At 37.4% G+C, this 24,242-nt stretch carries 23 protein-coding genes; 18 read left to right on the top strand and 5 right to left on the bottom strand.

Annotation, left to right across the window (positions count from 1 at the left end):
* A complete protein-coding gene (locus IV87_RS00780; RefSeq protein ID WP_057804997.1) occupies window positions 1-1,062 on the top strand; it encodes a PTS sugar transporter subunit IIC in 1,062 nt (353 codons plus the stop codon).
* Between the two features lie 337 nt (window positions 1,063-1,399).
* Window positions 1,400-3,034 carry a peptide ABC transporter substrate-binding protein gene (locus tag IV87_RS00775; RefSeq protein ID WP_057804996.1) on the top strand — a complete coding sequence of 545 codons (1,635 nt, stop codon included), beginning with the start codon at window positions 1,400-1,402 and terminating at the stop codon, window positions 3,032-3,034.
* An 88-nt stretch (window positions 3,035-3,122) separates the two neighbouring features.
* Here IV87_RS00775 and IV87_RS00770 read toward each other — a convergent pair whose 3' ends face one another.
* Window positions 3,123-4,541 carry a C69 family dipeptidase gene (locus IV87_RS00770; RefSeq protein ID WP_057804995.1) on the bottom strand — a complete coding sequence of 473 codons (1,419 nt, stop codon included), beginning with the start codon at window positions 4,539-4,541 and terminating at the stop codon, window positions 3,123-3,125.
* A gap of 430 nt (window positions 4,542-4,971) precedes the next feature.
* On the opposite strand from IV87_RS00770, the gene IV87_RS11000 reads away from it, so the two are divergent.
* The 6 genes from IV87_RS11000 to IV87_RS00750 all read left to right on the top strand — a co-directional run bounded on the left by IV87_RS11000 (window position 4,972) and on the right by IV87_RS00750 (window position 9,738).
* Window positions 4,972-5,142, top strand: a complete 171-nt coding sequence (locus IV87_RS11000; protein ID WP_236698944.1) for a leucocin A/sakacin P family class II bacteriocin — start codon at window positions 4,972-4,974, stop codon at window positions 5,140-5,142.
* Between the two features lie 97 nt (window positions 5,143-5,239).
* On the top strand, window positions 5,240-5,572 hold the full coding sequence (locus IV87_RS00765) for a bacteriocin immunity protein (RefSeq protein WP_057804994.1): 333 nt from the start codon (window positions 5,240-5,242) through the stop codon (window positions 5,570-5,572).
* A gap of 380 nt (window positions 5,573-5,952) precedes the next feature.
* On the top strand, window positions 5,953-6,090 hold the full coding sequence (locus tag IV87_RS10995) for a hypothetical protein (RefSeq protein WP_156407364.1): 138 nt from the start codon (window positions 5,953-5,955) through the stop codon (window positions 6,088-6,090).
* Window positions 6,087-6,761: an endonuclease III domain-containing protein gene (locus IV87_RS00760; RefSeq protein ID WP_236698943.1), complete on the top strand. Its 675-nt coding sequence runs from the start codon at window positions 6,087-6,089 to the stop codon at window positions 6,759-6,761. Before IV87_RS10995 ends, IV87_RS00760 begins: the two co-directional genes overlap by 4 nt.
* Window positions 6,762-6,930: 169 nt before the next feature.
* Entirely contained in the window at window positions 6,931-8,544 is a 1,614-nt protein-coding gene (locus IV87_RS00755; protein WP_057804993.1) for a peptide ABC transporter substrate-binding protein, read from the top strand.
* Window positions 8,545-8,559: 15 nt separating this feature from the next.
* Complete coding sequence (locus IV87_RS00750) at window positions 8,560-9,738, top strand: ArgE/DapE family deacylase (RefSeq protein WP_057804992.1); 1,179 nt, start codon at window positions 8,560-8,562, stop codon at window positions 9,736-9,738.
* Here IV87_RS00750 and IV87_RS00745 read toward each other — a convergent pair.
* Window positions 9,735-10,403 carry a TetR/AcrR family transcriptional regulator gene (locus IV87_RS00745; RefSeq protein ID WP_057804991.1) on the bottom strand — a complete coding sequence of 223 codons (669 nt, stop codon included), beginning with the start codon at window positions 10,401-10,403 and terminating at the stop codon, window positions 9,735-9,737. The two genes, IV87_RS00750 and IV87_RS00745, sit on opposite strands and share 4 nt — an antisense overlap.
* A gap of 191 nt (window positions 10,404-10,594) precedes the next feature.
* On the opposite strand from IV87_RS00745, the gene IV87_RS00740 reads away from it, so the two are divergent.
* The 5 genes from IV87_RS00740 (at window position 10,595) to IV87_RS00720 (ending at window position 16,587) form a co-directional block, all read left to right on the top strand.
* Window positions 10,595-12,310 (top strand): ABC transporter ATP-binding protein, encoded by a 1,716-nt coding sequence (locus IV87_RS00740; protein ID WP_057804990.1) that lies wholly within the window; start codon window positions 10,595-10,597, stop codon window positions 12,308-12,310.
* Window positions 12,311-14,080 carry an ABC transporter ATP-binding protein gene (locus IV87_RS00735; RefSeq protein WP_057804989.1) on the top strand — a complete coding sequence of 590 codons (1,770 nt, stop codon included), beginning with the start codon at window positions 12,311-12,313 and terminating at the stop codon, window positions 14,078-14,080.
* Window positions 14,081-14,566: 486 nt separating this feature from the next.
* Window positions 14,567-15,865 carry a Y-family DNA polymerase gene (locus tag IV87_RS00730; protein ID WP_057804988.1) on the top strand — a complete coding sequence of 433 codons (1,299 nt, stop codon included), beginning with the start codon at window positions 14,567-14,569 and terminating at the stop codon, window positions 15,863-15,865.
* Window positions 15,858-16,175 carry a hypothetical protein gene (locus IV87_RS00725; protein WP_082623477.1) on the top strand — a complete coding sequence of 106 codons (318 nt, stop codon included), beginning with the start codon at window positions 15,858-15,860 and terminating at the stop codon, window positions 16,173-16,175. The genes IV87_RS00730 and IV87_RS00725 overlap by 8 nt, the downstream gene beginning before the upstream one ends.
* Window positions 16,176-16,179: 4 nt before the next feature.
* A complete protein-coding gene (locus IV87_RS00720; protein ID WP_057804986.1) occupies window positions 16,180-16,587 on the top strand; it encodes a YolD-like family protein in 408 nt (135 codons plus the stop codon).
* On the opposite strand, the gene rlmD is transcribed toward IV87_RS00720, so the two are convergent.
* A complete protein-coding gene (rlmD, locus tag IV87_RS00715) occupies window positions 16,584-18,026 on the bottom strand; it encodes a 23S rRNA (uracil(1939)-C(5))-methyltransferase RlmD (RefSeq protein WP_074693790.1) in 1,443 nt (480 codons plus the stop codon). The genes IV87_RS00720 and rlmD overlap by 4 nt on opposite strands.
* 148 nt (window positions 18,027-18,174) lie before the next feature.
* Complete coding sequence (locus IV87_RS00710) at window positions 18,175-18,639, bottom strand: 8-oxo-dGTP diphosphatase (protein ID WP_057804985.1); 465 nt, start codon at window positions 18,637-18,639, stop codon at window positions 18,175-18,177.
* A 142-nt stretch (window positions 18,640-18,781) separates the two neighbouring features.
* Between IV87_RS00710 and IV87_RS00705 the strand changes: the two genes are divergently transcribed.
* The 3 genes from IV87_RS00705 (at window position 18,782) to IV87_RS00695 (ending at window position 21,563) form a co-directional block, all read left to right on the top strand.
* A complete protein-coding gene (locus IV87_RS00705) occupies window positions 18,782-19,666 on the top strand; it encodes an NAD(P)-dependent oxidoreductase (RefSeq protein ID WP_057804984.1) in 885 nt (294 codons plus the stop codon).
* A 66-nt stretch (window positions 19,667-19,732) separates the two neighbouring features.
* Window positions 19,733-20,944, top strand: coding sequence for a multidrug effflux MFS transporter (locus IV87_RS00700; RefSeq protein WP_057804983.1), 1,212 nt, complete (start codon window positions 19,733-19,735; stop codon window positions 20,942-20,944).
* Between the two features lie 82 nt (window positions 20,945-21,026).
* The gene (locus IV87_RS00695; RefSeq protein WP_057804982.1) at window positions 21,027-21,563 is read left to right on the top strand and encodes a hypothetical protein; all 537 of its coding nucleotides are present in this window, start codon (window positions 21,027-21,029) and stop codon (window positions 21,561-21,563) included.
* Between the two features lie 56 nt (window positions 21,564-21,619).
* Here IV87_RS00695 and IV87_RS00690 read toward each other — a convergent pair whose 3' ends face one another.
* Window positions 21,620-22,555: a glycosyltransferase family 2 protein gene (locus IV87_RS00690; protein WP_057804981.1), complete on the bottom strand. Its 936-nt coding sequence runs from the start codon at window positions 22,553-22,555 to the stop codon at window positions 21,620-21,622.
* Window positions 22,556-22,725: 170 nt separating this feature from the next.
* Here IV87_RS00690 and IV87_RS00685 point away from each other — a divergent pair, with 170 nt between their 5' ends.
* Both IV87_RS00685 and IV87_RS00680 read left to right on the top strand, forming a co-directional pair.
* Complete coding sequence (locus IV87_RS00685; RefSeq protein WP_057804980.1) at window positions 22,726-23,376, top strand: ABC transporter ATP-binding protein; 651 nt, start codon at window positions 22,726-22,728, stop codon at window positions 23,374-23,376.
* Window positions 23,373-24,146, top strand: coding sequence for an ABC transporter permease (locus tag IV87_RS00680; RefSeq protein WP_057804979.1), 774 nt, complete (start codon window positions 23,373-23,375; stop codon window positions 24,144-24,146). The genes IV87_RS00685 and IV87_RS00680 overlap by 4 nt, the downstream gene beginning before the upstream one ends.
* Window positions 24,147-24,242: the final 96 nt, after the last annotated feature.

The following is a 24,242-nucleotide window of genomic DNA, read 5'->3' as shown; positions in this document are numbered from 1 at the left end:
ATGGAGCAAACAAAAGTAAAGAAATCTATCAGTAAAGAAGTCGTGATGAACACATTAAACGGATTATCAATCGGAATTATTGTGGCTTTAGTGCCTAGTGCATTATTAAATCAATTGTTAACAGCACTTTTGCCCGTTTTTCCAGCTGGTGGAACCATTATGGCAATGACTAATGCGGCCATGACGCTATTACCAGCAGTGAGCGCAGTGTGTGTCGGTATGTTAGCGAAGTTTTCACCAATTCAAACCACTTCAATTGCACTGGCCGCAGTGATGGGAGCCGGTAACTTTAAAGTTGGGACAAACGGTTTTAATGTGAGCGGAACTGGTGATGTGATTAACATTGCCATTACAATTATGATTGGTTATGCGTTGATTTTATTATTAGGGAAACGTCTAAAAGCATATACCATTTTGTTGATTCCAACGCTGGTGCTTGTGATTGCTGGTGGAATCGGTACGTTAACGTTAGGACCGGTTAGTGGGATCACCAAATTGCTCGGTATCGGTGTCATGCAGTTAACTAGTTTACAACCATTGGTCATGGGGGTTTTGTTGGGAATTGTCTTTGCACTTTTAATTATTTCACCCATTTCATCCGTGGGTATTGCCGCGGCCATTAGTATTCATGGTGTCGCAGCTGGTTCAGCCAACTTAGGTATTGTGGCAGCCGGTTTTGCCCTAGCAATTTACGGGTGGAAAGTGAATTCAGTTGGCACCTCATTAGCCCATTTTCTTGGTTCGCCAAAGATGCAAATGGCCAACATCATGTCACGACCAAAATTAATTGTGCCAATTATGATTAATGCTGGTATTCTGGGTGGCCTCGGTGCTGTATTAAACATTCAAGGAACTGCAATGAGTGCTGGATTTGGATTCTCAGGTTTAATTGGACCCATTGCGGCGTTAAACGGAATTGGGCAAGTAACAGCCGGTTCACTTATTTTGGTTACTCTCATGTTTTTTGTGTTACCGATTGGCTTAGGATTAGTTAGCGACTACGTATTCGCGAATAAATTACATTTTTACGAAAACAGTGATTTTGAATTGAACTATGCTTAAATTAAAGCTTAATAAGCAAAATTAAAATAAAATTAAAAAATATGTTGACTTCTCATTTTATCTCGTTATAATAAGTTTATTAAATCAAAGGGAGATGAAGTCACATGCAACGTACACATAAGTTAGTTAACTTGATTAGTTTAGTCATTATTAGCTTAATTATTAAAGTGCACGGTGCTGTGACTTTAACCTTTTAGCTAATAACTTTTTAGCGAACTAAAAAGAGGATAAAAAAGTTGCCCATCGTGCTTTCTAAGGAAAGATGCGGTGGGTGCTTTTTTATCCTCTTTTTGTATAGTTTTACAGTTTCAAAAATATTTTTTAAGGGGTTTTGACTATGAAAAATAAGTGGAAAAAGCTAGGCACGGCGACACTTCTTTTATCAGTATTATTGGCAGGCTGCGGGAGCGCAAAGAGTTCCGAAGCTAAGCATCAAAGTTTTAGTGTAATGGAGCAATCGGATTTATTAACTACAGATAGTTCACAAATCACTGATCTAACATCATTTAATATGGTTAACAATACGGAAGAAGGTCTTTATAGAGTTGCAAAAGGTAATAAACCAGTTGCCGCTCTTGCAGAAAAAGTTGTTAGACCAACAAACAATGGAAAAACATATACTTTTAAGTTGCGTAAGGGATTGAAATGGAGCAACGGGGATGCCTTAACTGCACAAGATTTTGTGTATTCTTGGCGACGAACAGTCAATCCTAAAACTAAAGCTGGATATGCTTATATCATGCAAAACGTAAAAAATGCGAGTGCTATTTCTGCAGGAAAGATGAAACCAAGTAAATTGGGAGTTAAGGCTTTGGACAAACGTACCTTGAGAGTTACATTGACACATGCAACACCATACTTTAAGTATTTAATGGCCTTTGGAACTTTCTTCCCACAAAATAAAAAAGCTGTTGAAAAGTACGGTTCCAAATATGGAACGGCCAGCAAGTATATGGTTTACAGTGGACCATTTAAGATGGTTGGTTGGACTGGCACTAATATGAGTTGGAAACTGGTTAAAAATAATCAGTACTGGGACAAGAAAAATGTTGCAGTAAGCAAGATCCCAGTTAAGGTTGTTAAAGATCCAAATACAGCTTTAAATTTATATCAATCAGGTAAACTTGATGATGCGTTACTTTCTGGTGAACAAGCCAGTCAGGAAAAGAGCAATAAAGCATTTGTGAAATATGAACAAGGACAAACAGCTTACCTTGCGATGAGTTTCAAGAAGGGTAAAGCAACAGCCAATGTGAACGTTCGTAAAGCAATTTCTTTAGTTGTTAATCGAAAAACGCTAACTTCAAAAGTTTTAGCCGATGGATCTACACCAGCTACCGGTTTTATGCCAACTAGTTTTGTTAAAAATTCGAAGACAGGCACTGACTTTACAAAGGATGCGAATGTTTCAGAAGCTGTTGAATACAATGTTGCCAAGGCTAAAAAGTATTGGCAAAAGGGTCTCAAACAAACAGGTAAAACTAAGGTCAACTTTGAATTAGTTGTCAGTGACGATGATGCACAAAAGAAGGTTGCTGAAGCAGTTCAAAGTACAGTTGAACAAAACTTACCGGGGGCAACAGTTACGGTACGTTCATTGCCAACTAAAGGTGCGCAAAGTGCTCAACTTGGCGGCAAATTTGATATGACGGTTGTTCGCTGGATTGGTGATTACACAGATCCATTAACATTTGCACAACTTGAAACAACTGGCAATACCTATAATTATGGTAGTTTCTCAAATAAGACATATGACAAGCTGGTTGCGGCAACCAATGGTAAAGATGCAAATAACGAACAGAAACGTTATGAAGATTTCGTTAAAGCAGAAAGACTTTTGATGCAACAAGAAGCAGTTGTGCCACTGTATCAAGCGGTACAAACTCAACTTGTTAACACTAAAGTTAAAGGAATTGTCTATCATCCAACGGGTGCTCCTTATGATTACAAGTGGGCACATGTTGAAAAATAGATAACACATATAAAAAAATCAAGCCACTCTCATTTAGAGAATGGCTTGATTTTTTTGATTTCGTAAATATATTTGAAGCTGTGTTTAATTAAAGGTTCTTGTCCATATTAAAGGTTAACTTAGAGAGAGTTAAGCCTTCAGTTAATAAGTGGTAGAACAGTTTCATTGTACGTTTCTTCATGGCTGCCACTGTTTCGTGGTTAGCGTCTGTTAAGTATTCAGTCAATTCGTTACCTGAATAACTAGCAGCCTTTTTGTCGATTTCAGCCACACGAGCACGTAACTGTTCTTGTGAAGCAGTTAAGTAATCAACATCTTCTTGAATAAACTTGCTGTAATGGCCTTCCACAACAGAGGACAAGGCACGATACATCCAGTAAGCATCATCCAAATTCATTGTTTCTGAGGTGTTACTGTAACTTGGGTCCGTATCAGTAGCATTGTTGTAGAATGGGACGTATGGACTGAATGCAGGGACACCAAAGTTTAACCAGAAAATAGCGGATAGTTCTTCAGGAACATTATTACGAATTTGGAGAACATGTGAATTTTGAGTCCGGTTCATTGAGATTGGACGGAATTTCAAACGATCCTTATCATCGGCATGGCCAAATGGATCGTAAGGTGTTTCGTTATAGTGTGAACTTAAAATATAACCAACATCTTCAACAGAAATTTTGTGTTCTGTATGACAAACGAAAGGTAATTCAGCTGATTGAGGATCCTGTTCAATTTCTGGGTTCAAGTAATGTTGACCAAACCAAACACGTGGTGTGTTGTAATGACGGTCTTTTTCAGTTGAAGTGCCAAAGATATGACGGAAATTCCAACCAGTTTTATCAGGGTTTAAGTGATTTTCTTCAACGAATGCTTGAATTCCTTCTGACCACATAAAGTTATTAGGATCATTGAAGTCGATTTGTTGAATGGCAACCTGGTTAGCAGCAACTGCGTACGCATCATCTGGGATACGTTGCGCCACCCAGTGATGGCCGGTTACAATTTCCATGTACCAAACGTCATTTTTATCACTAAAGATAACGCCATTTCCTTCAGGTGAGCCATATTTGGCAATTAATTTGCCTAAATAAGCAACACCGTCTTTAGCAGAATCAATGTAAGGCAACACCATGGTTGGCATACTGTCTTCAGCTAATCCATCAACGACCAAAGGATCATAAGCGAGGGCCTTTGGATTGCCATAAACACTTTCGGTTGCGCTCATTGCAACGTTTTTTTCATTGAAGCCACTTTCGTCATAAATGCCGTCTTTGGCAGGATTAATGTTAGGAACAGCACTGTGACGATAGCCATTACTTGGCAGTTTGGCTGTGAAACCGTTCTGTGAAGAAGTGATGGTTTCATTGACGTCGCTTTCTGCAGGATGCATATAAAAACGATGTGGAGCAACTGGCAAAAAGGTATCATCATTACGGGCAACCATTGTTGAACCGTCAATGGAAGCATTTTTGCCGACTAAAACAGTTGTACAAGCTTTTTCATTCAATGTAAAAACTCCCTTTATATATATTTGTTACATTCATTCTAACTCAAATCAAAATAGACTTCATTAGTGACAAGTTAAAGTGATGTGTGGAGAATGACGATTTACATTAAAACGGTTTCATTCCGAAAAGGGTCTATGATATTCAGAAATGGCATCAAAAAAATTTAGTGAATCATAAAAAGGTTTAGAAAAATACTGTTTTTTTAACGGTTATGGTTAACTTTTGAACGTTAATATTAAAATGTGTTAAGTGAAAGTTTGACGCCTATACTTAATAGGTAAGGAAAAGAAGTCGGGTTTAACTTTTTAATCCTGAGTATCAGTTGTTAGAAATACAGAAAAGAGCGTTGAATGATGAAAAGAGTTAAGACTTTAAGCATGTAACAATTAATCAAGGTCAAGGGCAAAATTACTATGGTGATGGTATTTTTTGTACTTTTTTTGTACTAAACACGGTTGTTCAATTAATTGGAGTAAAGCTTTTTATTGTGGAGTTAACCGAGCTGCTGGGGTTTATGGCACAAGTGGTCAAGCAACAATTGGTAGTTGCCAAAGAAGCAAGCATTTTTTGTGTGCCTGCTTCTTCAATTTGAAAATTTAATAAAATTAAATGAAGAATGTTATGACTAAAACCGAAATAGTATATACATGGTAATTAAATAAAATTCGTTTATTAATTATTTATAGGGGTGGTTAATTTGAAAAAACGCGACAATGAGAAACAGACGATCATTACGTTATTTAAGCAACTTAGTATTCTACTTGCAACAAGAAAAGATTCAGTTGAGATAAGCAGACTTACTTCCGTTTTAGATCAAGGAACTAAAAAAGTTGAATCAGAGCAACAAACACCACAATTGGAGGCTCGGTCCGTTTACATGAATATAATGAGGTATACCTTTGTAGATAAAATAAAGCTATCCAAAGAAGAAACTCAAATTTTAAAGAAAATTGATGATTTTTCGCACTCTAAAGGAATATGGAGTGAGTTTAATATGTTATCTACTTCAAATTTTTGGCCGAGTAATTAATAAAATTCTGATTATAAACTTATTGCGACACATTTCAGATGTAAATAAGTCTACAGTGGTAAAATGTTTATCGCATTTTATTATCATTAGAGAACAACGTTACCTATGAAAAGTATGACAATAATAATTTAAAAAGTTTGGGGGCTTTTTTTGTTTTGGAAATCCTTAATTGCTTTTTAACTGAGCAAAAAAACATAATTTTACTTTTCTTAATTAAGCGGTTTTTGGCTAAATTATAAATAAAAATTTTGATGCGAGTATGGTGCAAAACTACTTATGGTATTAGTAATTAAGTTCTTTCACAAAACAGAAAAATTACTTTTAGTTGCTTTATACATGATTTTATATAAAGATAAGTACAGAAATGGAGTGATTGAAAAATGTTATTTTCATACTTAGTATTAGGATACGGAGGGTTAACACACATTCCGTTTCCGCGAACCACAGCCAAAATTTTAGCCCTCATCATTATTGTGGTGGGTGGATATATTTATAATTGGTGGCGGAATCGACGATGAAAACAACAGTAATTACTTTAAATGATTTATACAATATTATGGAAACGCATATGGGACATCAAACTTGGCTACAGGACGGAACAGATTGGGCCGAGTCACCTTGGGAGGTCATCTATGGGGCAATTTTGGTGCAAAATACAAATTGGCAAAACGTGGCACCAAGCTTATTAAAGTTAAAATCCCGAACAAATTTTGATCCCCAACAAGTTGCACAATTAGATCTGAAAGAACTTACAGATTTAATTCGGACAAGCGGGTTCTATACTAGAAAGACACAGACCATTTACAATATATGTCACTGGCTTGAAAAGTATCACTTTGATTTAGCAAAAATAAAGACCTATTCGCAGCCCAAATTGCGTCACGAATTGATTAATTTGAAGGGAATCGGTAACGAAACGGCCGATTATATTTTAATGTATGTTCTGGATAAACCTAACTTTATGGTGGATGCTTATTCACGACGACTCTTTGGCTGGCTAGGATGCCAATTACCGAGTAAGTATACTCAGGCACAGGCTTTAATTGAATCTCAAGTCACATTTAATCTTGAAAAATGGCAAAACTTTCACGCCCTAATTGTAAATTATGGCAAGACTGTTAAGAATAACGAAGCCTTTGAAAAAAGTTTTCTTTATAATTATCAAAACTGCTTAAAATTGAATAAATAGCTGCATAAATTCGTTAATAGTGATTAAATATCGTTATTAACGAATTTTTTTGTATAAATAATTAAAAATGCATTGACTTTTTCTGAGAGCATGTTAATATACATTTATTGAATATTTATTCTAAATAATAAACACAAGTTGAATATAAATACGAACGAGGAGTAAAAACATGAAAAAACAAATTTTTACATTAGGAGCAATTTTATTTTCCGGCATCTTATTCGCGGGTTGCTCATCAAGTAAAGCTGATAGTGATACAGAAACAATTAACGTCACTTTAGCCGGAAATCCAGCAACAGCCGATCCCAACAAGGGCGGCGATACCAACAGTGGTAGTCTTTTTACCCAGACTGATGAAGGGCTGTATAAACTTAATAAGAACCAAAAGGTGGTAGCTGGTGTTGCGACTAAAGTAGTTAAACCGACTAATGGCGGTAAAACCTATACATTCACGATTAAAAAGAATGCGAAATGGTCGAACGGTAAAGCGATTACTGCTCAAGACTTTGCAACATCCTTTCAACGTCAGGTTGATCCTAATACCAAGTCACAGGTGGCTAATTTATTAACCTATGTGAAGAACTACCAGGCGGTTCAGGATGGTAAAGTTAAACCTTCAGCATTAGGGGTTAAGGCTTTGAATAAACATACACTTCAAATTCAGCTTTCCAAACCAGAACCTTATTTAAAAACTGTTTTAGCTACCTCACTTTTTCCAGTTTATAGTCCTTATGTGCAAAAATATGGTTCTAGTTATGGCTCATCATCAACCAAGGTTGTTTCTAGTGGTGCCTATAAATTAGTTGGGTGGAATGCCACCAAAGATGCATGGACATATGTGAAAAATCCTTATTATTGGAACGCTAAACAAGTTAAATTAAGTAAAGTGAATGTCCAAGTAGTTAAGGATGACACAACGGCGGTTAACCTGTTTAAAGGTAATAAGGTTCAAGAAACGGCAATTTCAGGTCAAACAGTTAGTCAATTTGCGAATACCAAGAATTTGAGTACACAAATGATTTCACGAATGGCTTTTCTCGAATTTAATTACAAACATACGGCCACCAGTAATGAAAACTTATCAAAAGCAATTAGCTTAATTTTGAATCGAAAAACGATGACTTCTAAAGTTTTAGCAGATGGTTCAATTCCGGCACTTAACATGGTACCTAAGGGTGATTCAACGGATGAAAAGAATGGTAAAGACTTTGCGGGTGAAGTTGGTAACTTACTTTCTTACAATGTGACCGAAGCACAAAAAGATTGGAAACTAGCGCAAACGCAACTAGGTAAAAAGAAGTTGACCTTAACCATGTTGGTCGATAATACTTCAACAGATAAGCAAGTTGGTCAATATATTCAAGGTCAGGCAGAAAAATACTTGAAGGGTCTCACGATTGAAATTAAACCAATGCCTCATGCTCAACACATTGGTGTGGCATCCAACGGTAATTATGATATTAACTTAGATGGCTGGACGGGTGATAATCAAGATCCAGAAGAGTTCTTACAACTTGGTAATGGTCAAGACCCAGTTAACTTTACTAAGTGGGCTGACAAACACTATACCAAGTTAATGAATGAAATTGATGATACTAATAATCATTCAACTAGTGAACGGTGGGCACTGATGCAAGAAGCCGACAAATATTTGATGGCTAAACAAGGAATTGTGCCCCTTTATCAATCAACGGCAACACATTTAGTTAGTAAGGATGTTACAGGACTTACCTATTCAAATCAGAGCGGGGATGCACTTTACCAATATGCATCTGTTAAATAAAAGGAGCGCATGTTTATGACAAATGATGAAAAAATTAACATTTTACAAAATTTAATTCAAATTGAATCTGTGAACGACCATGAAGAACAGGTGGCAGATTATATTAGTTCATTATTTGAACCCTATGCAGATAAAGTTCAAATTAAAAAGGTACCTTTTACAACAGGTCGAACGAATTTGGTTGTTACAATGGGAAACGCGAATGGTAAGCATCTTGGGTTCAGTGGTCATATGGATGTTGTGGATCCTGGAAATGTGGATGAGTGGAAACACGGTCCTTTTTCCGGAGATGTTGATTTAGACCAAAACAAGTTATTTGGTCGTGGTGCTTCTGATATGAAGAGTGGGCTAGCGGCTGCTGTGATTATTATGTTGGAGTTGTTAGAAAGTGGAACTGCAATTGAAGGTCAAATTAAGTTATTAGCGACGGTTGGTGAAGAAACTGGTGAGTATGGCGCTCATGTTTTAACTCAGGCGGGATGTGCAGATGATTTAGACGGATTAATCATCACAGAGCCGCACATGGATGGCATTATTACCAGTTGCAAAGGCGTTATTGATTACCAAGTAACTTCTATTGGAGCACCAGCACACAGTTCACGCCCTGATATGGGGATTAATGCGATTGACAATCTAGTTCAATTTTACTTAGCGGCTAAGCAATTGATGGATGGCCACAATGAAGTTAACCCCAAATTGGGAAAAATGACACATAGCATTGATATTATTAATGGTGGCAAACAGGTTAATAGTGTCCCTGATTACGCAATGTTGAAAGGCAATATTCGCTCTATTCCTGAGTATTCAAATGATCAGATTTTTAAAGATCTTCAAAAAATTGTGGATGACTTGAATGCTAGTGATTCAAAAATGAACTTGAAAATTGAGTTTATCTATCCTGAAGTTCCCATTATCAATGGAGAGAACCTCTTAACTAAATTAGCACAAGAGGTCAGCGATAAGTACTTTGATCAGATTTTACCAGTCGAAAGTTCTTCAGGGGCTAACGATGGTTCAGAATTTGTTCAAGCCAAGAAACAATTTCCAATTATTTTGGTGGGACCTGGTAATAATTCGTCGCATGGCTATGATGAATACGTAGATATTCCACAATATTTGAACAGCATTGACTACTTGAAAGAAGTTGCTGAACAGTTTGTGGGCGTAAGTGAATTAACCAAGACCTCATTTTAGTTAAGATCAACGTTTTTCTCTGCGAGCAGACCTTTTAGAATTAACTTCAAGCCAGCTTCAAATTGTTGCTTAGCTGATTGAGAATTTCGATTATTAACAGAGTTTTGCATATGGATCAGATGTTCATCATGGGTAATTTGATGAATTTGAGTAACCTGATCATGCAAGTAGGCAGCCTGTTTATTGTTAATTGCAGTTCGAAATTGACGTTCTTTTGAAAGATCCATGACTAAGCCAGTGAGAAAAAAGTCAATTGTGGAAAGCGCCAAACTGCCCTGTTCTTCACTAAAACCAGCACTCACCAAGATACCAATAATGTGATTCATCAATGTTAAGCGAACTTCAGAAGATGGAATTGTCGCAATCATTAGCTCGGCCGCATGTGAGTGAGTGGTATAGACATCGAAAATAGTACTGAACAATTGAGTGAGTTGCGTTTGCCAAGCTAAACTAGCGTCAGGAAATGAAATTTGAGCGGCTATTTCATCAGCCATTGCTTGTAAAATAGCTTGTTTACTTTCAAAATACCAATAGATTGTGGATGCATCTATATGAAGTGCAGTAGCAACTTTGCGCATGGAGAATTGGTCCAGTGATTGACAACTAGCCAAAGTTTGTAACGAAGCTTGAATAATTTGCGGGCGTGAAATTTTTGCTTTTGGCATGAACGTGTCTTCCTTTAAGTCTTGTTTTTAAAACTATTTAAACACTAATTCGGAATAAAATCTTGTTTTTTGGCAAACAAAAAATAATGTTTTTTTCGAAATTAGTGTTTTTTTAGTTGACTTATCCAACAGTGTTGGATAAATTAGTATAGTTATCATAATAACATGGATGTAAGAACGGAGGAAAGTATTTGAAAATTTTAAAGAATCATGCCCGTAAGTATTGGGGAGATATTTTGTTGGCAATGCTGACCGTCATTGTGATGGCTGGTTCAACACTGTGGCAACCTAAATTACTTCAAAATGTGATTAATGCCATTTTGAATAATCAGAATCATAAAATTGTGACCTTAGGCATTTATTTAATTGTGATTGCCGTGATTGGTTTACTTGCCGGAGTTTTCAATACGATTCTGTCGGCCAAAGTGGCTCAATCGATGAGTGCGGATATTCGGGAAACAGTATTTCGTAAGATCGAAACCTTCTCATTTGGCAATATTGAAAAGTTTCAAGCAGGTAATTTAGTGGTTCGTCTCACGAATGATGTGACCCAGATTCAAAATCTAATCATGACGACATTACAATCGCTTTTGCGTGTACCAATTTTGTTTATTGGGGCATTTATTCTGGCAATCAATACGATTCATCAATTATGGTGGATCATTTTAGTTCTGGTTATTTTAGTTTTTGCAATTTCTGCGGCAACGTTTGGTCAAATGGGTCGTCATTTTGGATTAATGCAAGGCTTAATTGATCGGGTAAACGAACTCGCAAAAGAAAACTTGATTGGTGTACGTGTTGTGAAGTCGTTTAACCAAGAACAAAATGAGAAAAATCGGTTTAATGAAGTTTCAGATAAGTTGAATGAACAAAACATTTTTGTGGGGACTTTATTTTCTGTCTTAATTCCCGCCTTTACGTTGGTTGGTAATTTGGCAGTGGTAGCTGCGATCTATTTTGTCGGCGATTTAGCTAAAAGTGATCCCGGGAGTGTGGCCGCAATTGCTTCATTTATTAATTATTTGATGCAAGTTATGTTTGCGATCATTATTGGTGGGATGATGATGACTTTTAGTGCACGGGCAATGGTGTCATTACAACGAATTCGAGAAGTTATGGATACCGATCCTGAGATTGTTTATGCAGATGTACCAGAACAGGAACTGGCAGGTTCGGTTTCGTTTAAAAATGTATCTTTTGCCTATAATGGGGATGAAACACCAACGCTAAAGGACATTAGTTTTGAAGTAAAACCAGGCGAAATGATTGGAATTGTGGGGGCAACGGGATCTGGAAAATCGACGTTGGCACAGATGATTCCACGCTTGTTTGATCCGCAAACGGGCGTAGTCAAAGTTGGTGGCGTTGATTTAAAACAGGTTAATGAACGTTCACTACGAAAATCAGTGGCATTTGTGTTACAGCGTGCCATTCTGTTTTCAGGAACAGTGGGTGATAATTTAAAGCAGGGTAAAAGTGATGCATCTGAGCATGATATGGATCGTGCAAGCCGCATTGCACAAGCTGCTGAATTTATTGATCGACTACCGGAACGTTATGACGCACCAGTTGAAGAACGTTCGGCTAACTTCTCAGGTGGTCAAAAACAACGGTTATCCATTACGCGTGGTGTGATTGGGCAACCTAAAGTATTGATTATGGATGATTCAACTTCGGCATTAGATGCGCAGTCTGAAAAACTCGTGCAAGAAGCCTTGGATCACGAATTAAAGGGCACAACCACGTTTATCATTGCGGAGAAGATTGCATCAGTCCTTCACGCAGATCGAATTTTTGTTATGGATGATGGTAAATTAGTCGGCGAGGGCACGCATGCGCAACTAGTTAAAAATAATCGTATTTATCAAGAGATTTATGCTACACAAAAGGGAAAGGAGGCTATCTAAATGGGTGAAATGGGAAAAGCAATTAAGTTTTTTTATCACTATATGAAACGCTATAAAATTGGGTTTACAGTAACCATTTTAGCAATTATTGCATCCACTTATTTTCAGGTTAAAGCGCCAGTTTATATGGGTAAGGCAATTACTGAGCTTGCTAATTATGTGATTGGTTTGACTCGGGGAGTGAGCGATAAGGGTTCATTTATGAGCGCTATTTGGATGCTCCTTCTTTTCTACGTATTGACAGTTGTTGGCATGTTTATTTCAAGTATTGTTGTCACTTATATTTCTGGAAATTCCACTAATCGAATGCGCCGAGGATTATTTGGCAAACTACAACGAATGACAATTAAGTTTTTTGACTCACATCAAGATGGAGATATTCTGAGCCGTTTTACCAGTGATTTAGATAATATTTCCAATGCGTTGAATCAAGCACTGGGTGAAATTTTAATGAATATTGCCATGATGATTGGAATCATTATTATGATGTTTCATGAGAATGTTTCGTTGGCCTGGGTAACAATTGCGTCAACACCAGTTGCTATTATTCTTGCGGTTATCTTAATTTCTAAGACGCGTAAATACGTGGATATTCAACAAGATGAAGTTGGAAAGTTAAATGGCTATATCAATGAACAAATTAGTGGTCAAAAAATTGTGATCACTAATGGTTTGCAGGACGAAGCAATTAATGGTTTTTTACCACATAATGAAAAGGTTCGAAAAGCAACGTTTAAAGGACAAGTTTATTCAGGGATGCTTTTTCCAGTCATGAATGGTTTGTCTTTGGTTAATACGGCGATTGTGATCTTCTTTGGTGGTTGGTTAGCGTTAAATGGTGATATGGCACGGACGACTGCTTTGGGACTAGTTGTAGTTTTTGTTCAGTACTCACAACAGTTTTACCAACCAATTTCTCAAATTTCATCGCTCTATAGTATGTTTCAGGTGGCAATTACGGGTGCTAAGCGGCTTAACGAAACTTTTGAAGAACCTGATGAGATTAATCCAGAAGATGGCAAAAAACTTTCTGGATTGGAGCATGGTGTTGAATTAAATCATGTTCGCTTTGGATATAATGAAGGTAAAGAAATTCTGCATGATGTTTCAATGAATGTTGAAAAGGGGCATATGGTGGCGTTGGTTGGTCCAACGGGATCAGGTAAGACGACTATTATGAACTTGTTAAACCGTTTCTACGATGTTAATGAGGGTTCGGTGACCTTTGATGGGGTGGATGTTCGTGATATTGATTTGAAGAGTTTGCGTGATCATGTTGGAATTGTGCTGCAGGATAGTGTGATCTTTTCGGGAACGATTCGGGATAATATTAGTTTTGGAAAACCGGATGCAACGGATGAAGAGGTGTATGCGGCAGCTAAGCAGGCGGATATTCATGATTTTATTATGGGACTTGAAAAGGGTTATGAAACAAAGGTTTCTGATGAGAATTCGGTGTTTTCGACGGGACAAAAACAGTTGATTAGTATTGCGAGGACGATTTTGACGAATCCGACTTTGTTGATTTTGGATGAGGCGACGTCGAATGTGGATACGGTGACGGAAGCGAAGATTCAAAAGGCGATGGATAATGTGATTCAGGGAAGAACGAGTTTTGTGATTGCGCATCGTTTGAAGACTATATTGAATGCGAATAAGATTGTGGTTTTGAAGGATGGCAAGGTGATTGAAGAGGGAAGTCACGAGCAATTGCTGGATGAAAAGGGCTTTTATGCTGAGTTGTATCATAATCAGTTTGTGTTTGACTAAACAAGAGTGTAAAAAAGAGCGTTTAGCTTCCGAGTATTAGCGTGATTCTCCCAATGATTCGCTTTTGGAATCATTGGGAGAATCGGGCTAAACGGAAGAAGCTGCTCTTTTTTACACATTTCGGCAATAAAGAAGGACGGCAATTCGCTTTTGGATCGTTGGGGACTTTGGGCTAACTACTCCACACAAAGGATAATTATTAACAAAAAGCGTTAATAATCTTAAATGTTCCACACGATGACCATTCTTGTGGCCGCAACCTACACCGCAAGAACTGGCAGCGGAGGAAGTTACTCTTTTTGGCACGTTTCGGCAATAAATCATAGAACCAACAGAACTGTAAGTTAGTTTATTTTAAAAACTCAATAATACCAAAGAACAGAGCTGAGAAAAGTAACTTAATTTTCTCAGTTCTATTTTTTACAAGAAAATAGGTTGCATTTGAGAACATATGTTCGTATAATGAAACTTAAAGAGGTGGTAGCAATGAATTACGATCATGAACCTCATGGTGTGTTTTTTATGATTGACAACAAGTCGTTTTATGCGAGTGTTGAATCGGTGACACGTGGCGATGATCCTCTAACATCGGTAATCGTGGTTATGTCGGAGGCTGAGAATACGAACGGTGGCCTCATTTTAGCTGCTTCACCTAAAGCAAAAGAATTATTTGGTATTTCAAACGTTTCTCGTTGTCGAGATCTACCTGATGATCCACGTTTAAAAGTTGTGCCACCTCGAATGAATCTTTATATAAAGAAAAATTTGCAGATTAATGAAATTTTTACTCAGTTTGTAGCCGATGAGGATTGTTATCCCTATTCAATTGACGAATCGATTTTGGATATGACCAAATCTTGGCGTCTTTTTGGAAGAACGCCTTTAGAAGTTGCTCATCGTATGCAAACTGCAGTACATGATCAACTAGGATTATGGACGACAGTTGGCATTGGAGAAAATCCTGTGCAAGCAAAATTGGCATTAGATCTATTTGCCAAACATGATGATGATCGTCTTGGTGAACTAACTTATGCGACGTTTCCACAAAAGATTTGGCCAATTACAGATTTGGTATCAGTTTGGAGTATTGGTCATCGTACTGCAGCTCATTTGAATCGGGTTGGTATCCATAGCATGAATGAATTAGCTCACTCAAATCCTTACGAATTAAAAGCTGAGTTTGGCATTATTGGTACACAGTTGTTAGCACTGGCTTGGGGAATCGATCATAGTCGTTTATCGAATTTAATCACACCAAATGATAAAAGTTGGGGAAATTCACAAGTATTAGCAAGAGATTATTTGGTACAACAAGAAATAGAAACGGTAATTAAAGAAATTGGGAATCAAGTAACTTCGCGTATGCGTCATCATCAACAACAAGCAGGCTGTGTAAGCTTAATGATTGGTTTTTCTTACGATAGTGCTGAGGGAGACGGCCGAAGCGGATTTGCACACTCAATGCGGATAGATGCGACGGACAGTCCAGACCAAGTTAACCAGTATTTATTGTATTTATTTCGAAAGACCTGGAGTGGAGAAGGAGTTCGTAATATTGCTGTTGGCCTTTCACACCTATCAGCAAATGACGGATTACAACTAAATTTATTTAAGGATCCGCATGCTCAAATTAAACAAAATTTGATGATTCGAGTACTAGATAAAATTCATGATCAATTTGGTAATACAGCATTAGTTCCGGCAAGTAGTCTGTTGCATGGGGCCACAATGTTGGAACGGGCATCCTTAGTTGGTGGTCATAATGGAGGTAATAGTTTTGATTGAGACAAGCGAACAAGCAGCAAAATTAATTTTAGAACGATTGGAAAAAGATTTTTCACGGCACTCACGGACGATTTATCAAATGTTAATTGTGCGAGATCGTTTCGATGAAGTCTATAATTTTTTCTTAGAAATCAAGCCTAAAGATCGACGTGAAAAATCAATTCCATTGCATACTCTAGATAATTATGAGTTAACTTATTTAGAAGCGGTTATTAACGCTTTGCGACAACAAACACAAATTACAATGCAATTTAAAGGATTTGAAGGACTTATTTGGCCACAAGCACAAACTAGAATTGCAAAGGGATGAGTTTATGATTATTAAACGTGTTGATGAGTCAGTTATCGAACAGTTTTTTAAGAATGACTATCATGATCGAGGAATGCTAAAATGGGGCGGCTTTTTTCTATCCGATCATACGAGTGCGATTAAAAAAATGAAACATGATAAGATTCCAGAAAAGTGGCTTCCAGAACAAACACTCGAAAAAAATAGCCAAACCTTAAAACAGGCTTGGCTACATAAACAGGTTGTTCATGTTCAATTAAAGTTATTACATGATGGTGAAACATTGAGCTCACTGACAGGTCAAGTGGCTGGTTTTCACGATCAAAAGATTATTTTTTCCAATGTTGAAGGTCAATTAACAGCAGTATCACTTGAAGAAATTCGCAATGTGCATAGACCAGAGGTATCGGTCGATTGGCGAAATTTCAATTAATGACGGCGGGTAAATTTCACAACAGCTTCACAACGAGCAGTTTGAGGGAACATATCGATTGATTGAATGTAATCGACAATATAAGTCTTAGTTAACTGAGCTAAATCACGAGCTAGTGTTGATGGATTACATGAAATGTAAACAAAGCGTTCAGGTTTACTAGTTAAAATTGTTTGAATTAAAACATCATCTAAGCCAGTGCGTGGTGGATCCACTACAAGAGCATCAGGACGAAAGCCTTCTGCCATCCATTGCGGTAAGACTTCTTCTGCACGACCAACTTGGTACTTAGCATTGGTGATTCCGTTTAATTTAGCATTCTCATTAGCATCTTCAATGGATTCTGGAATAATATCCATTCCCCGGACTTCCTTTGCTTGAGCAGCCAAAGAAAGGCCAATCGTACCTACACCAGAATAGGCATCAACTAAATTATCATTTGGAGAAAGCGCCAATGCTTTACGAGCTTCATCATATAGTTTAGCAGTTTGGTATGGATTTAATTGGTAAAAAGCACGTGCAGATAAATTGAAGGTCAAGTCTTCTAGTTTATCTTGAATAAAAGTTTTTCCGGCCAATAAAGTTGTGTCATCACCCCAAACAAGCGAAGTTTTTCCTTTATTAACATTTTGCATGTAGGAAACAATTTCTGGAAATTGCTTTTGAAGTTCAGCAATTAACTCTCGTTTATGTGGCAATTTAGTGGAGTTAGTAATAAAAACTAATTGAACTTCATTTGTTGCAACAGCAACACGTACAACAATGGTTTTAACAATTCCAGATCCCTGTTCCTCATCGTAAATTGGAACTTGATAAGTTTCTAGCAATTCAACAACACGACGCATAACTTTCATGGTTAGTGGATGTTGAACACTGCAAGTAGGTAGATCAACTAGGTCATGACTGTTCTCTTTATACAGCCCAGCAGCAACTTTGCCATTTAAAACACGAACTTGAAATTGAGCTTTATTTCGATATTCATACGGATTATCCATGCCAATTGTAGGTAAAAGCTTGTAATATTTATAACCAGATGGACGATACTTTTCTAAAGCCTGACGAACAACATCTTGTTTAAACTCTAATTGTGCTGGGTAGGATAAGTGTTCCAATTCAAAGCCACCAACTTCATCCGCAAATGGGTCGCGAGGCTCAACTCGATTAGGACTCTTTTTCCGAATAGTATGAAGCTTAGCGATCATGTAACGGGGATGAATTTCAGTAACCGTTGCTGTAACTACTTCATCAGGAAGGGCACCCTTTACAAAACAAATAGTATGTTTAAAGTAACCGATGCCCTCGCCATTAATTCCTAAACGCTTGATGGTTAATGGAATCCGCTGACCAATCGGAATGGTTGATTGAACAGTTTCATGTTGTGGTCTAGATTGATGAGAATTCTTTTGATAATGCAAATTATGATTTTGTTTGTTGTACATGGTGTTTCCTTTCTATTTTTGAGAAACGTTTAACTATATTGATTCGACACTCTTCTAAAACCTGATAAAGTTTGTTATTTAATTTATAAAGGATCTTAACTATATTGATTCAGCACTCTTCTAAAATGGCTAAGTTTAACTAACTTGATTATTCAACGCGTTTAATGGATTGACCTTCATAATCTTGGTAATAGAGTTCTGAAACGTCATAACTTTTAAAAATCTGAAGAAGATCAAAAAAATCGTCAACTGCTTGTGATTGCTTTACTTGGTAAGGATTTTCCCAAAACACATCGCCCTCACGTGAACTTTGTAGTGTGCCTTTAAACTGATTGGTTCGGAATAAGAAAACAATGTAACGCACGTGTTCTTGATACATAAATTGTTTGACACCAATTAATTGAGGATTTTCAATTTGGAGATGGCTCTCTTCATAAACTTCGCGAATTGCGGACTCAACGAAAGATTCACCAGAATTCACATGGCCACCTGGGAAAGTAATCCCAGCCCAATTTTTATTGCGTCTATTTTCCAGTAAAACTTCTTTGGTATCTGAATTTTCTACCATGACTAGGTTAGTTAAAATGGTTTTTTCTGGTAAATGTTGTGGCATGGCTTGTATTCCTCCAAGTAAAGATCTTATGGTCTATCATACCAGAAATAATGCTTAAGAATTTATTTTAGCAGATCTAAATTGTGTAATTTCTGCAAAAGAATGGGTATGATGTGTGTGTGAAAGTTAGGAGATGGCAAATTTGAAAAAAATTGGTTTTATTGGCACAGGTGTTATGGGTACTGGAATTATTAAAAATATGTTGAAAGCCGGCTATGGTGTGACGGTGTTTAATCGAACTAAAGCGCATGCTGATCCAGTAGTAAAAGCTGGTGCAACTTGGGTGGAGTCGCCTAAACAAGTCACCCAAGCCAGTGATATTGTCTTTACAATGGTTGGGTTTCCTCAGGATGTAGAGGAAGTTTACTTTGGTGATAATGGTATTTTTGCCGGTACTAAAGCAGGTCAAACGGTTGTTGATATGACAACTAGCACACCTACGCTTGCTAAAAAAATAGGTGATTATGGTCAAGCACATGAAATTGAAGTTTTAGATGCACCAGTTTCTGGTGGTGATATTGGTGCTGAAAAGGGAACACTTACAATCATGGTGGGTGGCAATGAAACAGCCTATAAGGAATTGCAACCAATCTTTGATGTCATTGGTCAACAGGTTAATTACTTTGGAACAGCCGGTTCTGGACAGCACGCTAAGATGGCTAATCAAATCATGATTGCTGGAACAATGACAGGAATGAGTGAAATGTTAGTTTATGCGCAAGCAGCTGGGCTTGATTTACCAAAGGTTCTTCAAACGTTGGAAAGTGGCGGTGCTGATAATTGGAGCATGGAGAATTATGCACCACGAATCTTAAAAGATGACTATACTCCCGGTTTCTTCGCTAAACACTTTTTGAAAGATTTACGCATTGCATTAAACGAGGCCGACAAAATGCACTTGAATTTGCCAGCAACGGATGCGGCTCGCAATTTGTATGCACGGTTAGTTGATGAAAAGAAATTAGGTAATGATGGCACACAAGCATTAGTTAAACTTTGGTGGAAAGATGGTAAGTTACCAAACTAAGTTGGTTTTTGTGTTGTAATTCGGTACACTATGTTTTGAAGCTATTTTAGAGCAGAGGGTGTATCCGTGAAAAATAAACAAATTTCTAAGGATCGGAAACTCTGGTTAACCTTTTTTCTTGGCTTGATCAGTGCCACCGGTCCTTTATCTTTAGATATGTATTTACCTGCATTGCCAACAATGCAAACTACCTTTCATACACAAACTTCAGTGATTCAGATGAGTATTACTTTTTGTTTGATTGGACTTGCGGTTGGTCAATTAATTGTAGGACCACTGAGTGATCATTTTGGGCGAAGAATGCCATTATCAATTGGCTTTGCCATCTTTGCTTTAACTTCAGTTTTAATTATGATCGTTCATTCTATCGTACTTTTCTTAATTCTTCGTTTCATTCAAGGATTAGCAGGATCGGCCGGACAGGTGCTTTCCAGAGCTGTGGCCCGTGACTTATTCTCAGGGAAAGAACTAACTAAGTTCTTTGCTCTTTTAATGGGTGTAAACGGTGTGTTTCCAATAATTTCACCGATTATTGGTGGATTTCTACTGAACTTCATGACGTGGCGTGGAATTTTTGGTTTATTAGCAGTAATCGGTATTTTGGTTGTAATTGGTATTCAGCTTACATTGAAGGAAAGTTTACCACCAAAATTAAGAAGTACCGAGAGTATTTTTCAAGGTTTCGTTTCAATGGGAACCATGTTCACTAAGCGTGACTTTATGTTGATTGCCTTAATTCAGGGACTAGTATTCGGAGCCTTGTTTAGTTATATTGCGGCATCATCTTTTGTATTTCAAAATTTCTTCCATTTATCAGCACAACAATTTAGTTTACTCTATGCGTTGAATGGGTTAGGCATTATCATTGGTAATAATATTCCGGCCTATTTAACAGCTAAACTAACTAACTTTCAGGTGCTTGGAAGTGCTCTAGTTTTGGGAGCCTTATCAGCTGTTATTATGTTAGGCAGTACATTGACAACGCCAAATATGATGTTAGTTGCCGTGCCCCTTTTCTTAATTGTCATTTGTATTGGTGTAGTTAATACAATTGCAACTTCAATTGCAATGAACAGCCAAGACAAAAATGCCGGCAGTGCTTCTGCTGTTCTAGGCTTACTAATGAACATTGTTGGCGGTATTTTTTCACCGCTTGCAGGTGCTTTAGGTGCTAAAAGTTATACGCCAATGGCAATTTTGATTTTTGTGAGTGAACTAGGCGGATTAGGCTTGTTCTTAGTTCTACTAAAAGCTCAAAAACTAGATAAAAGTCTTTAAAAATAGGGATTTATTAACTTAATTTTAACTTCAAATTTAGAAGCGATTGTAGTACAATTAAGTTAAAAGCGAGGTGGAAAATATGGCAAAAGATATTAAAGCAGATGAATACATAACTGGGTCAGAAGTTGTTAATAAAATTGAACGAATTGGTAGTTTAGCTACGTTGGGTAACTGGGCTAAAGAAATGGAACGAATGGGTCATAAATTCCAGCATGATGGTCGAGGTCGTCGAATTTATGCAGATGCTGATATGAAGCTTTTGCAACAGATGAATGATTTACTTGGAGATCGACACACCTTGAAACAAGCTGTGGATGTTACTTTGGGAATCACAGATAAAGAAGCTGCTGATAAAGCTAAAGAAGCCAAAAACGAAAAGACACCGGCAGTTATTGATACTAAAATGCTGCAGGCACAAAATAAAGATTTATCTGAAATTAAAGAAATGTTGGCACAGTTAGTTAAACAGAACCAACAATATCATGAAGAAAATGTGCAGTTACAAGCCCAAGTAACTGAATTAACTGAAATGACTAAAAAGAATGAACAACTATTACAAGAACCACCTAAGAAAAAATCATGGTGGCAACGACATTTTGGATCAGATGAAGACTAAGTAACATATAAAAATAAGGCTGAAGGAAATAAATCCTTTAACCTTATTTTTTGTGCCTATTTTTTTTCATTAATAACATAAATCGGACGGTGCTTGCTTTCTGAGTAAATACGCCCGATATAGTTACCAAGGATACCTAAGCAGAAGAGCTGAATGCCACCAATAAAGAGGATCATGGCTGCCAAAGATGGCCAACCTGTAGTTGGATCGCCAAAAAAGATGGTTCTAAAAATGATGAAAATGATTGCCAACACTGAGATAACACAGGCAAATATTCCCACAAAACTGGCAATTGCTAAGGGAGCTGCTGAAAAGTCAATAATAGCTTCCAAAGAGTATTCAAATAGTTGCCATAGTGACCAGGATGTCTGACCAGCAACCCGTTCGCGATTTTCGAAGTCCAAGTACTTTGTTTTAAATCCTACCCAACTAAAAATACCTTTAGAAAAGCGATTAACCTCTGGCATGCTAAGGACAGTGTTAACCACTTTTCGAGTCATAACGCGGTAGTCCCGCGCATTGGGAATAATTTCAACTTTAGAAATTTTGTTGATGAATTTATAAAACATGTTGGATAGCCATGAACGGAAGACAGGTTCACCTTCACGACCAGCACGCCGTGTACCAATAGTTTCATATTCGCCGGTGCTAAGCTCTTTTAACATTTGAGGCAATAGTTCCGGTGGATCCTGAAGATCAACATCCATCAAGCCGACAATTTCACCAGTGGCGGCCTGTAAACCGGCATAGATGGCAGATTCTTTACCAAAATTACGTGAAAATGAAACGTAATGGGCAACATCTGGATACTGTTTGTTTAGTTGTTTTAGTTCATTTAAGGTTGCATCTGAAGAGCCATCGTCAATAAACCATAATTCTAAAGCGTAGTTTTGCATCTCTGGTTTTTGAAAAATTTTGGTCATGGCTTTGAAGTAAATTGGTACGGACTCTTGTTCATTAAAACATGGTACGATCATTGATACGGTTTTCATTGATTAAGCTCTCCTCCCAGTACTGTCTATCAAATTATAACATTTAGTAGGAGAAGTAAGTACAATGCTTTCTAATTTAAAACGATTACAAGGTATAATACGGGTAAGAGCATTTTTAATTCAGTTCAATTCATCTTGTTTGATGAAATAAAAATAGTGGAGATGGCATTATGAAAGCAATTTTAGAACTTCATGATATTGGCTATCAGGTTGCGCAAAATCAAATTTTACAAAATATTTCTTTATCTGTGGCTGCCCAAGACTACATTACAATTACGGGACCATCAGGAAGTGGTAAAAGTACGTTATTGCGGATAATTGCTTCATTGTTAACGGCAACTAAAGGTGAAATTTTGTTCAAGGGACAAAACATTATGGAAATTGACCCTATTCAGTATCGGCGCAAAGTTTCTTACTGTTTTCAACAACCGACTTTATTTGGTAGAACGGTGGCCGACAACTTAGATTTCCCTTTTCAAATTCGTCAGGTTATACCAGATGTTGACAAACAAAAAGCAGCACTAAAGGTGGTTGGCTTACCGGAGACCTATTTAAATAAACGAATTACTGAGCTTTCGGGTGGCGAAAAACAGCGAGTGGCCATGATTCGCAACATTATGTATGTTCCGGATGTTTTACTGCTAGACGAGGTCACTGTGGGATTAGATGAAGAAAATAAACGCATTGTGAATAACTTGATTGAGCATTTTCACACGGATCATCAGGTCACCATTTTGTCCATTACACATGATGAATCCGAAATAAAACAGGCTAGTCGGTTGTTAACAATTACTAAAGGTAGATTGGAGGAGTCAAAATGAATCTAGATGTGAATAATTGGTCACTAACTCTAGCGATGCTGCTGGTTATGATTGCTTTATGGATCGGATATCGTGAAAAACTAGGCATTGATCGTGAAATTATTATCGGCGTGATTCGAGCCGTTATTCAGCTATTTGTTGTGGGCTATTTGTTGAAGTATATCTTCAAGGTTAACAATGTTTTCTTAACGTTTGCGATGTTACTTATCATTATTTTTAATGCTTCTTGGAATGCGCAAAAACGCAGTAATGGGATGACCAATGCACTAGTTATCTCGTTTGTGGCAATTTTGGTCAGTACTGGTGTAACGCTGGGTGTTTTGATTCTATCCGGCGCAATTAAACTGATTCCTTCGCAAGTAATTCCCATTTCTGGAATGATTGCCAGCAACTCTATGGTAGCGATCGGGCTCAGCTACCGTAGTATGAATACACAATTTCGCGATCAGCGTCAAAGCGTGCTAGAACGATTGGCCCTGGGTGGCTCTCTCCGTGATGCATCAATTGGTATTTTGCGTGAAAGTATCAAAACGGGGATGGCACCGACAATTGATTCCGCCAAAACGGTGGGCATTGTGAGTTTACCAGGCATGATGTCTGGTTTGATTTTTGCGGGTGTCGATCCGGTTCATGCCATTAAATACCAAATTATGGTAACTTTTATGCTGTTGTCAGCGACCAGTTTAGGATCCGTAATTGCGTGTTACATGGCCTATCGTAATTTTTATAATACACGCAAACAACTTAAGGAATCGGCATCTGAAGATTAATAATAAAATGATGAGAACAAAATTAGCACCTTGTGAAAACACTCACTAACTTCACATGAACCGCTTACAATTCTCGATTATAATTAAGTAAATCTA

Source organism: Pediococcus ethanolidurans, assembly GCF_001437405.1.
Taxonomy (GTDB): Bacteria; Bacillota; Bacilli; order Lactobacillales; family Lactobacillaceae; genus Pediococcus; species Pediococcus ethanolidurans.
Note: the sequence above shows the minus strand (reverse complement) of the source record. Positions and strands in the feature narration are given on the sequence as shown.